This window comes from Achromobacter mucicolens, from assembly GCF_902859725.1.
GTDB classification, from domain to species: domain Bacteria; phylum Pseudomonadota; class Gammaproteobacteria; order Burkholderiales; family Burkholderiaceae_B; genus Achromobacter; species Achromobacter mucicolens.
Window position 1 is genome coordinate 1 of sequence record NZ_CADIJP010000034.1, and the last position, 17,757, is coordinate 17,757.

Here is a 17,757-nt window from a genome sequence, read left to right on the forward strand (position 1 = left end):
GGGGCGGCCGGCGCCGCCGGCACGGCGATCAGCGGCGGCGCGCCCGCGGGCGCGTCGTCTTCCTGCGTGTTGAACAGGAGTTCTAGCTGATCAGTGCTGGGCATACCTTTCGGGGTTGAGACGCCGCATTTCCCCTTCGATCCAGTCCTGAACCTTCTGGTTCAGTTCCTCGGGGGTGAGTCCCTTGGATTCTATCGCGGGACCGATCGACAGGGTGATCATGCCGGGATACTTGATGAAGGCGTTGCGGCGCCAGCATTCGCCGGCGTTGTGCGCTACCGGGATGACCACGGCGCCGGTGCGCGAGGCCAGCAGCGCGCCACCCATCTTGAAGCGTCCGGTCTTGCCGGGCGCCACGCGCGTGCCTTCGGGAAACAGCAGCGGCCAGCGGCCTTCGTTCAGGCGCGTCTGGCCTTGCTTGACCACCTGCTCGAAGGCGTCGCGACCCTTGGCGCGGTCGATGGCGATCATGCGCAAGAGCGCCAGGCCCCAGCCGAAGAACGGCACCATGTGCAGTTCTTTCTTGTAGACGAAGCAGACCTCGCGCGGCATGTAGGCCGGGAAGAACAGGGTTTCCCAGGCCGACTGGTGCTTGGACAGCAGCACCGCGGGGCCGTCGGGCAGGTTTTCCCAGCCCTTGACCTGCCAGCGGATGCCGCAGAACACCTTGGCGCCCCAGATGGCCAGCCGGGGCCAGCCCACCGTCAGCTTGTAGCGCCAGTGCAGCGGCAGCGGCGCCCACAGGACACAGGCGAAGGCATACGGAATGACCGTGACGGCCAGGAACACGAAGTACAGGAACGAACGAAGCCAGGCCATCGGGTCACGCGTCCTGCAGCAGGGCGTCGACCAGGGCCGACAGGTCGTCGCAGACGCGCGTGTTGTCGGGCAGGCCGCCCTTGGCCAGCGTCTTGGCGCCATTGCCTGTCAGGACCAGCCACGGCGAGCATCCCGCTGCCGACGAGGCCTGCAGGTCGCGCAGCGAATCGCCCACGGCCGGCACGCCGGCCAGGTCGACGTCGTAGCGGTGCCCGATCTGCTCGAACATGCCCGGACGCGGCTTGCGGCAGGTGCAGTCGTCGTCGGGGCCGTGCGGGCACATGAAGATGGCATCGACGCTGCCGCCCACCGCGGCGAGCTCGCGCCGCATCTTGGTGTGGATGGCGGTCAGCGTGTCCATGTCGAACAGCCCGCGCGCCAGACCCGACTGGTTGGTGGCAACCACCACCTTCCAGCCGGCCTGCGTGAGGCGCGCGATGGCCTGCAGGCTGCCCGGCAGCGCGATCCATTCGTCGGGCGTCTTGACGAAGGCGTCGCTGTCCTGATTGATGACGCCGTCGCGGTCGAGGATGATGAGCTTCACTGGGCGAGCCTGGAGATGTCAGCGACCTGGTTCATCAGGCCATGCAGCTGGGCCAGGAGGGCCAGCCGGTTGGCGCGCACGGCCGGGTCTTCGGCCATGACCATGACGTCGGCAAAGAACGCGTCCACGGGTTCGCGGGCCTGGGCCAGCGTGGACAGGCTGCCGGTGAAGTCGCCGGCGGCCAATTGCGCCTCGGCCTTCGGACGCAGGGCGGCCACGGCGGCGGCCAGGGCCTTTTCAGCGGGTTCCACCAGCGCCGCGTCGTTCACCGTGCCGATCTCGCCTTCGGCCTTCTTGAGCAGGTTGCCGATGCGCTTGTTGGCGGCGGCCAGGCTGGCGGCCTCGGGCAATTGCGCGAATGCCGCGGCGGCGCGCACGCGCTCGGCGACCTGATGCAGCGGCGGGGTCAGCGCGATCACGGCCTCGACGGCATTGCGGTCGAAGTCGTTGATGAGCTGGTTGCGGTAGCGCTCGTAGATGAAGGTGCGGACCTCGGCCAGCGTGCCGGACGGGATCTTGCCGTCCGCGAACGTGCCGGCGGCCAGTTGCAGCAGGCCGTCCAGGGTCAGCGGACCGTCCTGGCTGATCTTGAGCCAGCCGCCCGCGGCCAGTTGTTCGAAGGCGCTGATCAGGCCCAGCGCGGCGCGGCGCAGGCCGAAGGGGTCGCGCTCGCCCGTGGGGGCAAGACCGATCGCCCAGATGCCCACCAGCGTTTCGACGCGTTCGGCGATGAACAGCGTGGCGGCGGTCAGGGTGTCCTGGGTCACCGGCGTGTCGTAGCGGTTGCGGTACTGGGTGCGCAGGGCCTCGACGACGCTGGCGGGTTCGCCGTCGCCGGCGGCGTAGTACGCGCCCATGATGCCTTGCAGCTCGGGGAATTCGCCCACCATGTTGGAGCCGAGGTCAGCCTTGGCCAGCATGGCGGCGCGGTCGGCGGCGGACACGTCGCCGCCCAGTTCGCCGGCAATGCCGCGGGCGATCGCGCGCACGCGCTCCACGCGTTCGAGCTGGGTGCCCAGCTTGTTGTGGTAGACGATGGAACCCAGTTGCTCGACGCGCGCAGCCAGCGGCGTCTTGCGGTCGGTTTCAAAGAAGAACTGCGCATCGGCCAGGCGCGGACGCACCACGCGCTGGTTGCCCTCGACGATGTTCACCGGGTTGTCCGTGCGCATGTTGCTCACGATCAGGAAGCGGTGCGTGAGGCGGCCGGTGGCCGGATCGAACAGCGGGAAGTACTTCTGGTTCAGCCGCATGGTCAGGATCAGGCATTCCTGCGGAACCTGCAGGAACTGTTCCTCGAACTGGCCCACGTAGACGGTGGGGTGTTCGACCAGCGCGGTCACTTCGTCCAGCAGCGCGGTCACTTCGGGGTCGTCGCCCAGCGTGGCGGACAGACGGGTCGCTTCTTCTTGCAGCTGGCGCTGGATCTCGGCGCGACGCGCTTCGAACGATGCCACGACGTGGCCCTTTTCGGCCAGCGTGGCGACATAGGCATCGGCGTCGGCAATGGCGATGGCGCCCTGGCTCATGAAGCGGTGGCCCAGCGTCTCGCGGCCGGCGGACAGGCCCAGTGCCTGCACCGGCACCACGTCGGCGCCAAACAGCGCGATCAGGCCGTGCGCCGGGCGCACGAACTTGACGGTGGTGACGCCGTCGGCCAATTGGTAGCGCATGACCTTGGGGATGGGCAGGCCGTCGATGGCGGCCTCGATGCCTTCCTGCAGGCCGGCGGCCAGTTGCGCACCGGCGGCCGTGCCACGCGCCACCAGGTAGTCCTGCTTGCCGTCGGATTCGCGGTCCAGCGTGGCGACGTCGATGTTTTCAAGGCCCTTGGCGGCCAGCTTCTTTTGCAGCGCCGGCGTGGCCTTGCCGTCTTCGGTCAGGCCGATCTTCACGGGCATCAGCTTTTCGGCATAGGCCTGGTCGGGCGCCTGCGCCAGCACGGCGGACAGGTGGACGGCCAGGCGGCGCGGCGTCGAATACGGCGTCACGGCGCAGCCTTCGGCCAGCAGGCCGTGGCGGTCCAGCGTGGCGCGCACGCCTTCGGCAAAGGCCTGGCCCAGTTTCTGCAGGGCCTTGGGCGGGAGTTCTTCGGTCAGCAGTTCGACCAGCAGCGGGCGGATGTTCGTCGTCATTTATGCAGCCTCCCCGGCGGCCTTGTCGCGGCCCAGCATGGGAAAGCCCAGTCGTTCGCGGGAATCGTAGTAGGCCTGCGCGACGGCGCGCGACAGGTTGCGGATGCGGCCGATGTAGGCGGCGCGCTCGGTCACGCTGATCGCGCCGCGCGCGTCCAGCATGTTGAAGGTGTGCGCGGCTTTCAGCGCGGCCTCGTAGGCCGGCAGGGCCAGCGGCACGTCCATCAGGCGCTTGGCCTCGGCTTCGTAGTCGTTGAAATGCGCAAACAACATGTCGGCCGACGAGTGCTCGAAGTTGTACGTGGATTGCTCGACTTCGTTCTGGTGGAACACGTCGCGGTACAGCACGCGCTTGCCGTTGGCGCCTTCCGTCCAGACCAGGTCGTAGACGCTTTGCACGTGCTGCAGGTACATGGCCAGGCGTTCCAGGCCGTAGGTGATTTCACCGGTGGTGGGCGTGCAGTCCAGGCCGCCGACCTGCTGGAAATACGTGAACTGGGTCACTTCCATGCCATTCAGCCAGACTTCCCAGCCCAGGCCCCAGGCGCCGAGCGTGGGGTTTTCCCAGTCGTCCTCGACGAAGCGGATGTCGTGCTGCGTGGGATCGATGCCCAGCGCCTTCAGCGAACCGATGTACAGATCCAGGATTTCAGGGGGCGCGGGCTTGAGCACGACCTGGTACTGGTAGTAGTGCTGCAGGCGGTTGGGGTTTTCGCCGTAGCGGCCATCCTTGGGGCGGCGCGAGGGCTGGACGTAGGCGGCGCGCCAGGGCTCCGGCCCGATGGCGCGCAGGAACGTGGCCGTGTGCGAGGTGCCGGCGCCGACTTCCATGTCGTAGGGCTGCAGCAGGGCGCAACCCTGTTTGTCCCAGTATTCCTGGAGCGTAAGGATGATTTGCTGAAAGGTGAGCATAGGATTCTTGGAATTCGGCCGCCGGGCAAGGGCTGCCCTGCGCGTGGGAAACCCGGCATTTTAACTGGCCCGCGGCCGCAGCGGTCCCGGGCGTCGGCGCGGCGGTTACATATGGGGGCCGAAAGGGCCGCCGAAAGCGTCCCCGAATGTGCCCCTGGTGGACACCCGGCCGGCTCGGCCTGCGGCCGCAAACCAATGGTCGTATGATTCCAGGTTGAGTCTTGAGTCTTATATAAAACCCGGAACCCGATTCCGAGAATCGCGAAAAAGGAGCAGTCCCATGTCCGACCTGATCACGGTGGAAGTCACTGACGGCATCCAGATCATCACGATCAACCGTCCCGAGGCCAAGAACGCCATCAACCTGGAAACCGCCGTGGCCATGGCCGCCGCGCTGGACCAGCTGGACAGCCGTGACGACGTTCGCATCGGCATCCTGACGGGTGGCGGCGGCACGTTTTCGTCGGGCATGGACCTGAAGGCATTTGCCGCGTCGGGCCAGCGCCCCTACGTGGAAGGCCGCGGTTTCGCGGGCCTGAACGAGCGTCCGCCCAAGAAGCCGCTGATCGCCGCGGTCGAGGGTTATGCCCTGGCTGGCGGTTGCGAAATGGCGCTGGCCTCCGACCTGATCGTGGCCGCCAGCAACGCCAAGTTCGGGCTGCCCGAGGTCAAGCGCGGTCTGGTGGCCGGCGCCGGCGGCCTGTTGCGTCTGCCGCGCCGCCTGCCGTACCACATCGCCATGGAAGTGATCCTGACCGGCGAGATGCTGACCGCCGAGCGCGCGCACGCCTTTGGCCTGGTCAATCGCCTGACCGAGCCGGGCGGCGCCCTGGCCGGCGCGCTGGAACTGGCCCGCGCCATCGTCGAGAACGGCCCGCTGGCCGTGCAGACCGCCAAGAGCATCGTGGCGCAGGGCGGCGACTGGGACCAGGCAGACATGTTCGACCGCCAGCGTCCGCTGATCGCGCACATCTTTACGTCCGCCGACGCCAAGGAAGGCGCCACCGCTTTCGCCGAGAAGCGCAAGCCCGTGTGGCAAGGCAAATAGGAAGTGATGTTGCACCAGCACGCCGTGTTGACGGGGCCTGTCCCCGTCACGCCCATTTGCCTTCAGGCGGGCGCACGGCAAAAATAACGCTTTACCTCGCGCGGCGGGCAGCAACGCCCGCCGCGTTTTCACGTTTTCCATCCAGACCTGCAAACCGCCATGTCCGTCATCATTAAAGAAGAAGACTTGATCCAGTCGATAGCCGATGGCATCCAGTTCATCAGCTACTACCATCCCGTCGATTACATCCGCCACCTGGCGCGCGCCTACGAGCGCGAGGAAAGCCCGGCCGCGCGCGATGCGATGGCGCAGATCCTGACCAACTCGCGCATGTGCGCCGAAGGCAAGCGTCCGCTGTGCCAGGACACCGGCATCGTCAACGTCTTCCTGAAGATCGGCATGAGCGTGCGCTTTGACACCAAGCGCACCCTGCAGGAACTCTGTGACGAAGGCGTGCGCCGCGGCTACCTGAACCCGGACAATCCCCTGCGCGCCTCCGTGCTGGACGATCCGCTGTTCGCGCGCAAGAACACGCGCGACAACACGCCCTGTATCCTGCACGTCGAGCTTGTCCCGGGAGACAAGGTCGACGTGCAGATCGCCTCGAAGGGTGGCGGTTCCGAGAACAAGACCAAGTTCGCGATGCTCAATCCCAGCGATTCGCTGGTGGATTGGGTGCTCAAGACCGTTCCGTCGATGGGCGCCGGCTGGTGCCCGCCCGGCATGCTGGGCATCGGCGTTGGCGGCACCGCTGAAAAGGCGATGCTGATGGCCAAGCAGTCGCTGATGGAAGACATCGACATGTACGAGCTGCTGGCCCGCGGCCCGCAGAACAAGCTGGAAGAGCTGCGCATCGAGCTCTACGAAAAGGTCAACGCGCTGGGCATCGGCGCGCAGGGCCTGGGCGGCCTGACGACCGTGCTGGACGTCAAGATCAACACCTTCCCGACGCACGCGGCCTCCAAGCCCGTCGCCATGATCCCGAACTGCGCGGCCACGCGCCACGCGCACTTCGAACTGGACGGTTCGGGCCCCGCGCGCCTGGATCCGCCGTCGCTGTCCGAATGGCCCGAAGTGCACTGGGCGCCGGACTACAACAAGTCCAAGCAGGTCGACCTGAACACGCTGACCAAGGAAGAAGTCGCCAGCTGGAAGCCGGGCCAGACGCTGCTGCTGTCGGGCAAGATGCTTACCGGCCGCGATGCCGCGCACAAGCGCATCCAGGACATGCTGGCCAAGGGCGAACCGCTGCCCGTGGACTTCACCAACCGCGTCATCTACTACGTGGGTCCGGTGGATCCCGTGGGCGACGAAGTGGTCGGCCCCGCCGGCCCCACCACCGCCACCCGCATGGACAAGTTCACCGACATGATGCTGGAGAAGACCGGCCTGATCTCGATGATCGGCAAGTCCGAGCGCGGCCCCGTCGCCATCGAAGCCATCAAGAAGCACGGCTCGGCCTACCTGATGGCCGTTGGCGGCGCGGCCTACCTGGTGTCCAAGGCGATCCGCGGCGCCAAGGTGCTGGGCTTTGCCGACCTGGGCATGGAAGCCATCTATGAGTTCGACGTGAAGGACATGCCGGTGACCGTGGCGGTGGACGCCCAGGGCACCTCGGTCCACACGACCGGACCGAAGGAGTGGCAGGCCAAGATCGGCAAGATCCCGGTTGCCGTTGCCTAAGTGAAGACGAATTGGCCGCTGCAAACAGCGGCCAATTTTTTATGGGGTCCGGGCCAATCTTGGATCAGTCGATTTGCCGATTCTTGGACCTGTTTCACCGACACGCCGGCGTGTAACGTGGCGGGGTTCACTTTCGACAGCAAAGGACTGAAATGACCCGCATGAACTGGCAAGAGATTGCACCGGAAGGCGCGAAGGCGCTCTTTGGTGTCCACCACTACGTCACGCAACGCACGAACCTGCCGCAAGAGCTCGTTCATCTCGTTTTTCTGCGCGTCTCGCAGATCAATGGCTGCGCGCACTGCATCGACATGCACAGCCGTGACCTGCGCAAAACCATGTCGGTCGACAAGATCACGCTATTGCCGGTATGGGACGAGGTGCCTCATCTTTTTTCCGACCAGGAACGTGCGGCGCTTGCCTGGGCGGAGGAGGTGACGAGGGTGAGCGAAACCCACGCCTCGGACGAAGCATACGCCGCCGCCTCGGCCGCGTTCGAGCCCAAGGACCTTGTCGACCTCACCATCACGATCGCGGCAATGAATGCGTTCAATCGGCTGGGCGCGCCATTTCGGCTGCCCGTCGCCGCCAAGGCGTGATGGGATTCCAACGCGCCGTTACGCCTGCGCTTTACCCTTGAACGCCGCAATCGCCTCCGCCGACTTGCCCAGGACGTCGCGCAGCACTTCCTCGGTGTGTTCGCCCAGCATCGGCGGCGCGCGCCGGTAGACGACCGGCGAATCCGAAAACCGCAGCGGGCTGGCCGTCACGGGCGCCGTGCCGCCGGCCGGATGCGGCATGTCGCGCCGCAGTTGCCGTGCCTGTGCCTGCGGATGCGCGAAGGCCTGCGCAATGTCGTTGATCGGCCCGCAAGGCACACCCACCGCTTCCAGCTTCGCGATCCAGTCGTCGCGCCGGCCTTCTCGCATGATGTCCGTCAGGATCCCGATCAGCTCCACGCGGTTCGTGACGCGCAGCCGGTTGGTGGCAAAGCGCGGATCGTCGCCCAGTTCGGGCACGCCAATCGCGCGGCAGTAGGCGCGGTACTGCGATTCGTTGCCCGTGGCCACGATCAGGTGGCCGTCGCTGGCGGCAAACACCTGGTAGGGCACCACGTTCTGATGCGCGTTGCCGGCGCGCGTGGGCGCCACGCCCGAGTTGAAGTAGTTGGAGTTCTGGTTGGCCAGCAGGGCTACGTGGCTGTCCAGCAGCGCGATGTCCAGGTGCTGGCCCTGGCCGCTGCGATGGCGTTCTTGCAGGGCCGCCAGCACCGCCACGGTGGCGTACATGCCGGTGACGATGTCGGTGACGGCCACGCCCGCCTTCTGCGGCCCGCCGCCGGGCAGGTCGTCGCGCTCGCCCGTGATGCTCATCAGCCCGCCCATACCCTGGATCATGAAGTCGTAGCCGGGGCGCTGCGCAAACGGCCCATCCTGCCCAAAGCCTGTGACCGAGCAATAGATGAGGCGCGGGTTGACCTGCTTGAGGCTTTCGTAGTCCAGCCCGTACTTGGCCAGACCGCCCACCTTGAAGTTCTCGACCAGGATGTCGCTGACAGCGGCCAGCTCCCGGATCAGCGCCGCGCCCTCGGGCGTGGCGATGTCGGCTTCGACCGAGCGCTTGTTGCGGTTGGCACTGAGGTAATAGGCCGATTCGTTGGTGTCCTGGCCGTTGCCGTCCTTCAGGTAGGGCGGCCCCCACGCGCGGGTGTCGTCGCCCACGCGGGGGCGTTCGATCTTGATGACGTCGGCGCCCAGGTCGGCAAGGTTCTGCGTGCACCACGGGCCGGCCAGGATGCGCGACAGGTCCAGCACGCGGATGCCGTCAAGCGGAGGCGGGCGCGTCATGATTGCACCGTCGCGGTGCCGTGGCTCATGACCACGATGCCGCGCTCTTTGGCGCGGGCGATGAAGCGGATCTGGCCGTCCGGCATGCGCCACATGTCGCATTGCAGCGTCTCGCCCGGATAGACGGGCGCCGAAAAACGCGTGTTCAGGCTGGTGAGCCGCGCGGCGTCGTAGCCGCAGTACGTCTTGACGAGGGCGTGGGCGGCAACGCCGTACGAACACAGGCCATGCAGGATGGGCCGGGGATAACCCGCCTGACGCGCCACGTCGGGGTCGGCGTGCAGCGGATTGCGGTCCGCGTTCAATCGGTACAGCAGCGCCGCGCTGGGCGGAATGCGCAGCTCGCACCGCGAATCGGGGTCGCCATCGGGCGCGGCGGGCAGGGCCTGCGGGCTGGCATCGCCCTCGCCAAAGCCGCCGTCGCTGCGGCAGAACGTGCTGGACTGCAGCGTCGCCAGGCACTGGCCGTCTTCGTCGTGCAGCGTGCGTTCGCTGACGATGATGGCGCCCTTGTCCGCGCCCTTGTCGATGACGTGCGTGTTGCGCGTTCTGCCCGTGACGACGCCCGCCACCGGCAGCGGCGCATGCAGCGTCAGCCGCTGCTCGCCATGCACGACCTTCACCCAGTCCACCGTCGAGCGCGGGTCGCTGACCCAGAACCCCGGGTAGCCCAGGATCACGCTCATCGTCGGAAACGTGCGCAGGTCCTTCTCGTACACATAACGAAGCTGGCCGGTGTCTTCGGGGTCCTGTCCCAGGCCGATGCCCAGCGCATACAGCATCGTGTCCTTCTGGTCGTAGCGCTGGCGCACGTCGTCAAAGCGCCAGTCCTTCACGGTTGCATAGTCCAACGGCATGTGGCGGCCTCAGATGGGATCCCAATCGATCACGTCGGGCGAACGCTCCAACGCGTAGAAATGCTTGCGCATGGCGGGCGCCGCGATTTCGGCAATGCGCTCCGGCGTCCAGCCTGCGCCGTGATGCACCGTGCGCAAGGGCCGCGGCTGGCTCATCAGCATGATTTCGTTGGCGCGCACGGCAAAGATCTGCGCCGTGATCTCGCTGGCCGCGTCGCTGGCCAGGAACACGGCCATGGGCGCCACCTTGCCGGCTTCCATCTTCTTCAGCTTTTCGACGCGCGCCTTCTCTTCGTCCGTTTCCGCGGGGATCGAACTCGTCATGCGGCTCCAGGCAAACGGCGCGATGCAGTTCGAGCGCACGTTGTAGCGCGCCATGTCCAGCGCAATCGACTTGGACAACGCCACGATGCCCAGCTTGGCCGCCGCGTAGTTGGCCTGGCCGAAATTGCCGATCAATCCCGAGGTGGAAGTCATGTGCACGAAGGCGCCGGACTCCTGTTCGCGAAAGTAGGGCGCGGCCGCGCGGCTCATGTAGAACGAGCCGTTCAGGTGTACATCGATCACCTGGCGCCATTCCTCTTCGCTCATCTTGTGGAAAACCCGGTCGCGCAGATTGCCCGCGTTGTTGATCACGGCATCGACGCGGCCGAATGCATCGATGGCCGTCTGCACGATGCGGCTTGCGCTGTCGTACGCCGCCACGCTGTCGGTGTTGGCCACGGCCGCGCCGCCCGCGTCCACGATTTCCTTGACGACCGCCTGCGCGGGACCGTCCGCCCCGCCTTCGCCCGTGAGCGAGACGCCGATGTCGTTGACCACGACCTTCGCGCCCGCCTCGGCCATCGCCAGCGCCACGCCGCGGCCGATTCCTCCGCCCGCGCCCGTCACGATCACCACCTTTCCGGATACCAAGCCGCTCATTGCCTCTGACTCCTGTGCTGCGGCGCGCACGCCGTCTGTGGAAAACAGTTCCGCATCAACCCGTCTGGTTGATGGGCATGGCCTCATGGTAGATTCGACCCGGCATTCGAAGAATTCAAAATTAGAAATGCCCCCCTTCTGCGTGGTGGAACATGAGACATGATCTGACGGACCTGCGTTTGTTTCTGAACGTGGGCGAAACACTCAATCTGACCCGTGCTGCGGAACGCACTTTCCTGTCCTTGCCGGCGGCAAGCGCGCGGGTCAAGCACATGGAAGAGGCATTCAAGGCCCGGCTGCTGGTGCGCATGGCCACGGGCGTGGCCCTGACGCCGGCAGGCGAGGTGCTGCTCAAGCACGCCAATGCCGTCTTTCGCCAGCTTGAATGCCTGAATGCGGACCTGCAGCCATACGCCAGCGGCCTGAAGGGACGCCTGCGCCTCTTGGCCAACACCACCGCCACCAACTCCTTCCTGGCCGATGCGCTGTCCACGTTCCTGTCCGAGAACCCCGACGTCGACGTCGAGCTAGAGGAAAAGATCTCCGGCGACATCGTCATCGCAATCCGCGCCGGCGCGGCGGACCTGGGCCTCGTGGCGGGCAACATCGACGTCGAAGGCCTGGATGTCACGCCGCTCTTTCGCGACGAGCTCACCGTGGTCACGTCGCTGGACCACCCGCTTGCCGCGCAGAAGACCGCGCACTTCGCCGACCTGGTCGATGCCTACCAGTTCGTCGGCATCCACCCGGACAGCGCCATCCAGACGTTTCTTGAAGACATCGCAAGCGGCCTGGGCAAGCGCATCTGCCAGCGTGTGCACGTGGGCAGTTTCGAAGCCGTGTGCCGCATGGTCGAGGCCGGCGCGGGCATCGCCGTCGTGCCGCGCGCCTGCGCGGCGCGCTACAGCCGCCCCGACGGGCTGCATGTGCTCAAGCTGGATGACGCCTGGGCGATGCGCGATCGCCTCTTGTGCCGCCAACGCGGCCGCGACCTGCCCAGCTTCGCCGAGTGCTTCATCGGCCACGTGCAGCGGGCCGCACGCGGCCAATAACGCAACCGGCGCATACAGTACACGCTGCGCGCCCAGGGCGCGGACAATGGCGCGGCGCCGGCCGGCCCTGTTCAGATCGGGGTTTGCCCTGACCCATATGCCGTAGCCCATGCGCCGTAGCGCCGCGCCACGGGGGGCGCACGCGCACATCCGCTGCCTGCTTCAGCCCGCGCGAAAGAGGGGCTTTTGCAAATACGTAGCGGCGTATCCCGGCATTCGGCAAATAATAAAAAAACGCGGCGGGTGGCAGTGCTGAAGGCCTGACCGCGACCAGAACAAGACTCAGGAGACTGCCGTGATCCATCAAGACCGCCGCCGCGTCCTCGCGGGGCTGGGCGCTGCATGCGCCGCCGCCATGCTTCCTTCCTGGGCCCGCGCCGCCACCTGGCCGGGCCACGCCGTCACCTTCATCGTGCCCTTTCCCGCAGGGGGACCGGTGGACACCACCGCACGATTCACGACGCAGCCGCTCGGCCAGCTATGGTCCGTGCCCACCGTGGTCGACAACAAGTCCGGCGCCGGCGGCATCGTCGGCGCGCAATTTGCCGCCAAGGCCGAGCCCGACGGCTACAACTTCTTTTTCGCGTCCATCCACCACGCCGTGCTGCCCAGCCTGCGCAACAACCTCAGCTACGACATCACCACCGACTTCGTGCCGGTCGGCATGGCCGCCGTATTCCCCATCGTTCTCGTCGTCAACGCGTCGCTGCCGGTAAACACGGTCGGCGAACTCATCGCCTACGCCAAGCAGAATCCCGGCAAGCTGTCCTTCAGCTCGTCCGGCACCGGCGGCGGCACGCACCTGGCCGGTGAACTCTTCAACGCCATGGCCGGCGTGCGCATCCAGCACGTCCCATACCGCGGCAGCGCGCCCGCCATGCAGGATCTGCTCGGCGGCCAAGTCCAGGTCATGTTCGCAGACGGGCCCTCCGCCGTGCCCCACCTGAAGGGCGGCAAGATCCGCGCGCTAGGTGTCGGCAACCCCACGCGATCCAGCATGGTGCCCGACATCCCCACCATCGCCGAATCCGGCCTGCCGGGCTACGAGGCCTACTCCTGGAGCGGCGTCATGGCGCCCAAAGGCACGCCGCCCGACATCGTCAAGCGCATCAATGCGGACATGGTGAAAGTGCTGTCCGACGACAGCACGGCAAAGGCGATGATCGCGGCCGGCGCCGAGCCCAAGCCCGGATCGCCGGAAGCATTCGGCAAATTCGTGCGCGACGAAATCGCAAAGTGGCGCGACCTCATCAAGACCGCGAACATCAAACTGGAGTGATCCGTGCGCGGCGGGTGAGCACATCGCGGCTCACCCGTGCATCCCAAGAAAGGCCGATCAGCGCACCGCGAACCAGTCGCCGTGGATGTTGCCATTCATGCCGCAGAACGGCGGCCCAAAACCGTCATCCTTGCCCCCCGCCGGCGGCGTCACCCGTGCCGTCAGCACCGCGCCGCGGCGCTTGAGCGTCAGCACCCAGGGTGGCCCATCCTGATAGGTCACCGTCAGCGTGTCGCCCGACACCACCGCCTTGCCGCTGAGATCGCACACCCAGCGCCCGTCATAGGGCCGCGCGGAATTGGCCGCCACCAGCAGCTCGCCGTGGGCGTTCCGCGTGATCTCGATTTCGCCTTCGATGTTCTTCCACTTGCCCACAAAGCCCGCTGCCGGCTTGGGATTGATCGCCTTCAGGAACGCCAGCCGGTAACGCATGGTGTCGGTAAGCGCTTCAAATGGCGTGCTTTGCACGTACGGCTCCGCGTAGGCCCTGTCGCGCACGCTCAGAAAGTACTTCTGATCGGCCATCAACGCCTTGGCCGACTCCGCATCCATTTCATCGCGCACAGCCTTGTATTGCTGCGCAATCGCAGCATCCTGATCCCCCAGCCTGGAATTGCCGCAAAGGGACTTCTCAACCGGCGTGGAAGCCTTGGCGCAATTGAACGATGGTGCGGCCACAGCGCTGCCAGCCATCGCCAGCGCAGCGGAAAGGACCAGAAGACGGATCATGGTGTGAAGCTCTCCAGAGGATGTACAAGTCGGACCGCCGACCGGCGCCGCATGACCGCGCAGTTTACCGGTGTCATCGTGGAGTAGGTGTCAGACACCCTGCGAAGACTGCCATCATGCCGACGATGTGCCTCAAGGGTGTCAGACACCGGGCAGATATCCGATCTCGAACCGGCCCCCGCAAGCGCGAAGCGTCATCCCCCGACGCAAGACACCGCGTAAGCGCCCGGAGGCCGCCCGCGCGGCCAACCGGGCGCGGGCCCCGTAAGAAGCTCCAAACCCGCGCAAACGTAGGCAAGAACCTAAAGAACCCCACCCAACCCCGCGACCGCCAAGTTCAAACCACCCCAGGCCGACGCCGCGCCGGGCGTCAAAAGAACTCAACCCTTCCCCGGCACAGCAGCAATAGCCCCCAGATACTCCCCCTCCAACTGCGCCACCAACTCCGCCACAGCCAACACCTCCTGCACAGCCCCAACTCCCTGCCCAGCACTCCAGACATCCTTCCAAGCCTTCGGCCGCGCGCTCTTGTCCATGTTCGCGGGCGGGGCCACTCCATTGCTGGCCAGCACGACAGGATCCAACCCCGCCGCCAAAATGCTCTCAGACAAGTAATTAGCCGGCACCCCCGAGAAGTACGGCGTATAAGTCACATCAGCCGCCTGCGCCGCCATCACCATTTCCCGGTACGCATCTCCCGCCAACGACTCCTGCGTCGCAATGAACCGCGTCCCCATGTACGCAAAATCGCATCCCAGCACCTGCGCAGCCAGAATGTCTTTCCCGTGACTGATGCACCCCGACAGCGCCAACGGCCCGTCGTAAAACGCCCGGATCTCGTTCACCAGCGCGATCGGATTGATCTGCCCCGCGTGTCCGCCCGCGCCTGCGGCAACCAGGATCAGCCCATCGGCCCCCGCATCCAGCGCCCGCTTCGCATGCCGCACGTTCGTCACGTCGTGAAAGACCAGGCCGCCATAGGCATGCGCCACCTTCACCACCGCCTCCGGCGCGTGCAGCGACGTGATCAGTAGCGGCACCCGGCGTTCCGCGCAGATCGCAAGGTCTCCCTGCCAGCGCGGATTGCTCGGATGCACGATCAGATTCACCCCATACGGCGCCACCTTCTCAGATGGCGCGGCAAGCCGCCGGGCCGCCAGCCCGTCCTCGATCCGCGTGATCCACGCGTGCAACTGCTCTTGCGGCCGCGCGTTCAGCGACGGGAACGTCCCGATGATTCCCGCCGCGCACTGCGCGACCACCAGTTGCGGCCCCGAGACCAGAAACATCGGGGCGCCGATGACAGGCAGGCGGATCTGGTCGCGCAGGGCGGGCGGGGGATTCATCGTGTTGCTCCGGGGTAGGTCAGTTGGCCTGGATGTTGGCGGTCTGGATCACGTCCGACCACAACGCGTACTCGCGGTCGATACGCGCCTGAAGGGCTTGGGAATCGCCCGTGTTGATCGTGTAGCCGCCGTCGGTCATCGCCTGGCGGAAGGCGGGATCTTTCGACACCTCGGCCAGTGCGCGGGTCAGACGCGCGGTGACGGCATCGGGCAGCTTCTTGGGGCCGACCAGCGCATACCATCCCACCACCTCGTAGTCCTTCATGCCCGCCTCCATCATTGTCGGCACGTCGGGCAACTCGGGATTGCGCGTCTTGGACGTCACCGCCAGCGCCCGCGCCTTGCCGCTCTTGATGAACGGAATGGCCGTGCTCGTGATGTCGAACATGAACGTCACCTTGCCGCTCACCACGTCCATCATCGCCGGCGAATTGCCGCGATACGGCACGTGCAGCATCGACGCCTGCGCCTGTTTCTTGAGCAGCTCGGCCGACAAGTGATTCGAGGCGCCGATCCCCGCCGACCCAAACGACACCGCGTCCGGATGTTCGCGCGCGTAGGTCACGAGTTCTCCCACGTTCTTGGCCGGAATCTGCGGTCCGATCAGCAGCACGTTGGCATAGTCGACCACCAGCCCGATCAGCGAGAAATCCTTGCGCGGATCGAACAGCGTGCTGCGCTGGACCAGCGGCGACATCGTCAGCGTGGGGCTGGCGGCAAAGCCCAGCATGTAGCCGTCCGGCGTCGCCTTGGCGGTGGCGTCAGACGCGATCATGCCGCTCGCGCCCGCGCGGTTCTCCACAACCACCGCCTGTCCCAGCTTGTCTCCCAGGTACTTGGCGAAGACGCGGGCCGTCGTGTCGACCGGACCGCCCGGCGCGTAGCCCACGAGCAGGCGGATGGGACGGTCGGGATACGTTTGCGCCGTCGCGTTCTGGGCGCCGGCCAGCGCAGCCACGGCGGCGGCCGCGGCAATGAGGGTCTTGATGTTCACGCTCTTGTCTCCTTGTGCATGGGTGGCCGGTCGTGGAGCGGAACGTCAGCCCGCGCCTACGCCAGCCTTTCTTTCAGCGGCTGCTTCAGGATCTTGCCGCTGACGGTGGTGGGAATCGTCTCGATGGGAATGATCCGCGCCGGCCGCTTGTATGGCGCAAGCTGGGCGCGCAGGTGCAGCATCAGCAGATTCGTGTCGATCGTCGCGCCGGGCAGGGGCTCGACGAAGGCGATGACTTCTTCGTTGTGGTCGTCCGTGTCGCGGCCCACCACGGCGGACAGGCGCACGCCGGGAAACGCGTTGATCACCGACTCGACCTCGATCGGGTAGACGTTGAACCCCGACCGGATGATGAGGTCCTTCGACCGGCCCGCGATGAACAGCGCGCCGCTCGCGTCCAGGTAGCCGATGTCGCCCGTGTTGAGCCAGCCGCCCGGCAGCAGCGCCTGCGCGGTCTGGTCCGGGTTGCGGTAATAGCCCAGCATCACGCCCGGGCCGCGGATCAGCAGGTCGCCGCGCGTGCCGGGCTCCGGGAATACATCCGGGCTGCCGATGCGCAGCTCGACGCCTTCCACCGCATGGCCCGCCGAGCAGTCGTTGCGCGGCGCGTCGATGTCGGTGATGAACATCGAACCCGCATATTCGGTGATGCCGTAGCCGTGGTGCATCGGCACGCCGAAGTAGCGTTCCGCGTCGCGCTTTTGCGTCGGGTCGAGCGCGGCGCCGCCGGTGTAGAGGTAGCGCAGGGCCGGCGCGCGCAGTGCCGCGCGGGGCGGCGCCGCGGCCATCAGGCGGCTGAACATCGTCGGCACGCCCTGCAGGATGCTGACGCCGGGATGCGCCAGCGCCTTGAACACGTCTTGTGGATCGAAGCGGCTGCGCAGCACCAGGCTGGCGCCCGCATGCAGCGTGGCCATCAGCACGGTCGCGATGCCGAAGATGTGCGACATGGGCAGCGCGGCATAGCCGATATCGTGCGGCGTCAGGCGGCGCGAAGCCGCCGACACCCGCGCGAAATGCACCAGGCCCCGGTGCGGCACCATCACGCCCTTGGGCGCGCCGGTGGTGCCGGACGTGTAGATCACCGTCGCCACCTCGCCGGCCAGGTCGCCGGTCTCGGCCTGAGTGGCAGAGGGCGCGCGCGCGGCAGCGATGCCCGGCCCCCAGACGGCGGCGTCGGCATCGGAAGCGCCCGCCGCTGCTGCGTGCGCGGCAGCCGCCGTCGATACGCCGCTGGTGAACAGCACCAATTCGGGCTGCGCATGGTGGCGGATGTTCTCGACCTCGCGCGCCGACAGGCGCGCATTCACGCCCACCGGCCACGCGCCTGCCACGCCGCAGCCAAACAGCGTGGCGATCATCGCCGTGCAGTTCTCGCCCACCATCATCACGCGGTGGCCGGGCTGCACGCCTTGGCCGCGCAGCCAGTCGGCCGTGTCCTGCACCCGCTGCCACAACTGGCCGTAGGTCAGCGTGCCGCCACCTTCCTCGTACAGACAGATGGCGTCGGGCTGCCGGCGCGCCTGCAGCGCCAGGACGTCGTGGATGCGGGTGATCGATTCTGCGTGAGACATGGGTTGATACGGGG

16 protein-coding genes are annotated in these 17,757 nt (G+C 66.6%); 5 read left to right on the top strand and 11 right to left on the bottom strand.

The genetic code is table 11. From position 1 onward, the window contains the following. Positions 1–90: 90 nt before the first annotated feature. From HV786_RS26470 to glyQ, 4 genes are read right to left on the bottom strand one after another with little or no spacing between them, the layout of a single operon-like run. The gene (locus HV786_RS26470) at positions 91–819 is read right to left on the bottom strand and encodes a lysophospholipid acyltransferase family protein (protein WP_062840273.1); all 729 of its coding nucleotides are present in this window, start codon (positions 817–819) and stop codon (positions 91–93) included. A 4-nt stretch (positions 820–823) separates the two neighbouring features. Then, positions 824–1,363, bottom strand: a complete 540-nt coding sequence (gene gmhB, locus HV786_RS26475; protein ID WP_128829986.1) for a D-glycero-beta-D-manno-heptose 1,7-bisphosphate 7-phosphatase — start codon at positions 1,361–1,363, stop codon at positions 824–826. Next, positions 1,360–3,498 carry a glycine--tRNA ligase subunit beta gene (gene glyS / locus HV786_RS26480; RefSeq protein WP_128829987.1) on the bottom strand — a complete coding sequence of 713 codons (2,139 nt, stop codon included), beginning with the start codon at positions 3,496–3,498 and terminating at the stop codon, positions 1,360–1,362. Before glyS ends, gmhB begins: the two co-directional genes overlap by 4 nt. Further along, on the bottom strand, positions 3,499–4,410 hold the full coding sequence (gene glyQ, locus HV786_RS26485) for a glycine--tRNA ligase subunit alpha (protein ID WP_128829988.1): 912 nt from the start codon (positions 4,408–4,410) through the stop codon (positions 3,499–3,501). 280 nt (positions 4,411–4,690) lie between these two features. On the opposite strand from glyQ, the gene HV786_RS26490 reads away from it, so the two are divergent. The 3 genes from HV786_RS26490 to HV786_RS26500 all read left to right on the top strand — a co-directional run bounded on the left by HV786_RS26490 (position 4,691) and on the right by HV786_RS26500 (position 7,740). Further along, the gene (locus HV786_RS26490; protein ID WP_056320931.1) at positions 4,691–5,458 is read left to right on the top strand and encodes a crotonase/enoyl-CoA hydratase family protein; all 768 of its coding nucleotides are present in this window, start codon (positions 4,691–4,693) and stop codon (positions 5,456–5,458) included. A gap of 159 nt (positions 5,459–5,617) precedes the next feature. Next, the gene (locus tag HV786_RS26495) at positions 5,618–7,141 is read left to right on the top strand and encodes a fumarate hydratase (RefSeq protein WP_175212059.1); all 1,524 of its coding nucleotides are present in this window, start codon (positions 5,618–5,620) and stop codon (positions 7,139–7,141) included. 152 nt (positions 7,142–7,293) lie between these two features. After that, entirely contained in the window at positions 7,294–7,740 is a 447-nt protein-coding gene (locus tag HV786_RS26500; protein WP_128829989.1) for a carboxymuconolactone decarboxylase family protein, read from the top strand. 18 nt (positions 7,741–7,758) lie between these two features. On the opposite strand, the gene HV786_RS26505 is transcribed toward HV786_RS26500, so the two are convergent. Genes HV786_RS26505 through HV786_RS26515 form a run of 3 tightly spaced genes read right to left on the bottom strand, consistent with a single transcriptional unit; the run spans position 7,759 to position 10,769 of the window. Then, the gene (locus HV786_RS26505; protein ID WP_175212060.1) at positions 7,759–8,988 is read right to left on the bottom strand and encodes a CaiB/BaiF CoA transferase family protein; all 1,230 of its coding nucleotides are present in this window, start codon (positions 8,986–8,988) and stop codon (positions 7,759–7,761) included. Further along, positions 8,985–9,845, bottom strand: coding sequence for a MaoC/PaaZ C-terminal domain-containing protein (locus HV786_RS26510; RefSeq protein WP_128829990.1), 861 nt, complete (start codon positions 9,843–9,845; stop codon positions 8,985–8,987). Before HV786_RS26510 ends, HV786_RS26505 begins: the two co-directional genes overlap by 4 nt. Before the next feature lie 9 nt (positions 9,846–9,854). After that, entirely contained in the window at positions 9,855–10,769 is a 915-nt protein-coding gene (locus HV786_RS26515; protein ID WP_128829991.1) for an SDR family NAD(P)-dependent oxidoreductase, read from the bottom strand. A gap of 152 nt (positions 10,770–10,921) precedes the next feature. Here HV786_RS26515 and HV786_RS26520 point away from each other — a divergent pair, with 152 nt between their 5' ends. Continuing rightward, on the top strand, positions 10,922–11,821 hold the full coding sequence (locus HV786_RS26520) for a LysR substrate-binding domain-containing protein (RefSeq protein WP_056320945.1): 900 nt from the start codon (positions 10,922–10,924) through the stop codon (positions 11,819–11,821). 295 nt (positions 11,822–12,116) lie between these two features. Further along, positions 12,117–13,100, top strand: a complete 984-nt coding sequence (locus tag HV786_RS26525; RefSeq protein ID WP_056320948.1) for a Bug family tripartite tricarboxylate transporter substrate binding protein — start codon at positions 12,117–12,119, stop codon at positions 13,098–13,100. 57 nt (positions 13,101–13,157) lie between these two features. On the opposite strand, the gene HV786_RS26530 is transcribed toward HV786_RS26525, so the two are convergent. The 4 genes from HV786_RS26530 to HV786_RS26545 all read right to left on the bottom strand — a co-directional run bounded on the left by HV786_RS26530 (position 13,158) and on the right by HV786_RS26545 (position 17,743). Continuing rightward, positions 13,158–13,829 carry a lysozyme inhibitor LprI family protein gene (locus tag HV786_RS26530; protein WP_175212061.1) on the bottom strand — a complete coding sequence of 224 codons (672 nt, stop codon included), beginning with the start codon at positions 13,827–13,829 and terminating at the stop codon, positions 13,158–13,160. 380 nt (positions 13,830–14,209) lie between these two features. After that, positions 14,210–15,175, bottom strand: a complete 966-nt coding sequence (locus HV786_RS26535) for an NAD(P)H-dependent flavin oxidoreductase (protein WP_128829993.1) — start codon at positions 15,173–15,175, stop codon at positions 14,210–14,212. A gap of 19 nt (positions 15,176–15,194) precedes the next feature. Next, positions 15,195–16,169, bottom strand: coding sequence for a Bug family tripartite tricarboxylate transporter substrate binding protein (locus HV786_RS26540; protein ID WP_128829994.1), 975 nt, complete (start codon positions 16,167–16,169; stop codon positions 15,195–15,197). Positions 16,170–16,225: 56 nt separating this feature from the next. Further along, positions 16,226–17,743 carry a class I adenylate-forming enzyme family protein gene (locus tag HV786_RS26545; RefSeq protein WP_175212062.1) on the bottom strand — a complete coding sequence of 506 codons (1,518 nt, stop codon included), beginning with the start codon at positions 17,741–17,743 and terminating at the stop codon, positions 16,226–16,228. Between the last annotated feature and the right edge of the window lie 14 nt (positions 17,744–17,757).

Bases quoted from the DNA above. Each gene is read 5' to 3' on its own strand.
- HV786_RS26470 (WP_062840273.1), bottom strand. From the start codon at position 819: ATGGCCTGGCTTCGTTCGTTCCTGTACTTCGTGTTCCTGGCCGTCACG.
- glyS (WP_128829987.1), bottom strand. From the start codon at position 3,498: ATGACGACGAACATCCGCCCGCTGCTGGTCGAACTGCTGACCGAAGAA.
- glyQ (WP_128829988.1), bottom strand. From the start codon at position 4,410: ATGCTCACCTTTCAGCAAATCATCCTTACGCTCCAGGAATACTGGGAC.
- HV786_RS26490 (WP_056320931.1), top strand. From the start codon at position 4,691: ATGTCCGACCTGATCACGGTGGAAGTCACTGACGGCATCCAGATCATC.
- HV786_RS26495 (WP_175212059.1), top strand. From the start codon at position 5,618: ATGTCCGTCATCATTAAAGAAGAAGACTTGATCCAGTCGATAGCCGAT.
- HV786_RS26500 (WP_128829989.1), top strand. From the start codon at position 7,294: ATGACCCGCATGAACTGGCAAGAGATTGCACCGGAAGGCGCGAAGGCG.
- HV786_RS26505 (WP_175212060.1), bottom strand. From the start codon at position 8,988: ATGACGCGCCCGCCTCCGCTTGACGGCATCCGCGTGCTGGACCTGTCG.
- HV786_RS26510 (WP_128829990.1), bottom strand. From the start codon at position 9,845: ATGCCGTTGGACTATGCAACCGTGAAGGACTGGCGCTTTGACGACGTG.
- HV786_RS26515 (WP_128829991.1), bottom strand. From the start codon at position 10,769: ATGAGCGGCTTGGTATCCGGAAAGGTGGTGATCGTGACGGGCGCGGGC.
- HV786_RS26520 (WP_056320945.1), top strand. From the start codon at position 10,922: ATGAGACATGATCTGACGGACCTGCGTTTGTTTCTGAACGTGGGCGAA.
- HV786_RS26530 (WP_175212061.1), bottom strand. From the start codon at position 13,829: ATGATCCGTCTTCTGGTCCTTTCCGCTGCGCTGGCGATGGCTGGCAGC.
- HV786_RS26535 (WP_128829993.1), bottom strand. From the start codon at position 15,175: ATGAATCCCCCGCCCGCCCTGCGCGACCAGATCCGCCTGCCTGTCATC.
- HV786_RS26545 (WP_175212062.1), bottom strand. From the start codon at position 17,743: ATGTCTCACGCAGAATCGATCACCCGCATCCACGACGTCCTGGCGCTG.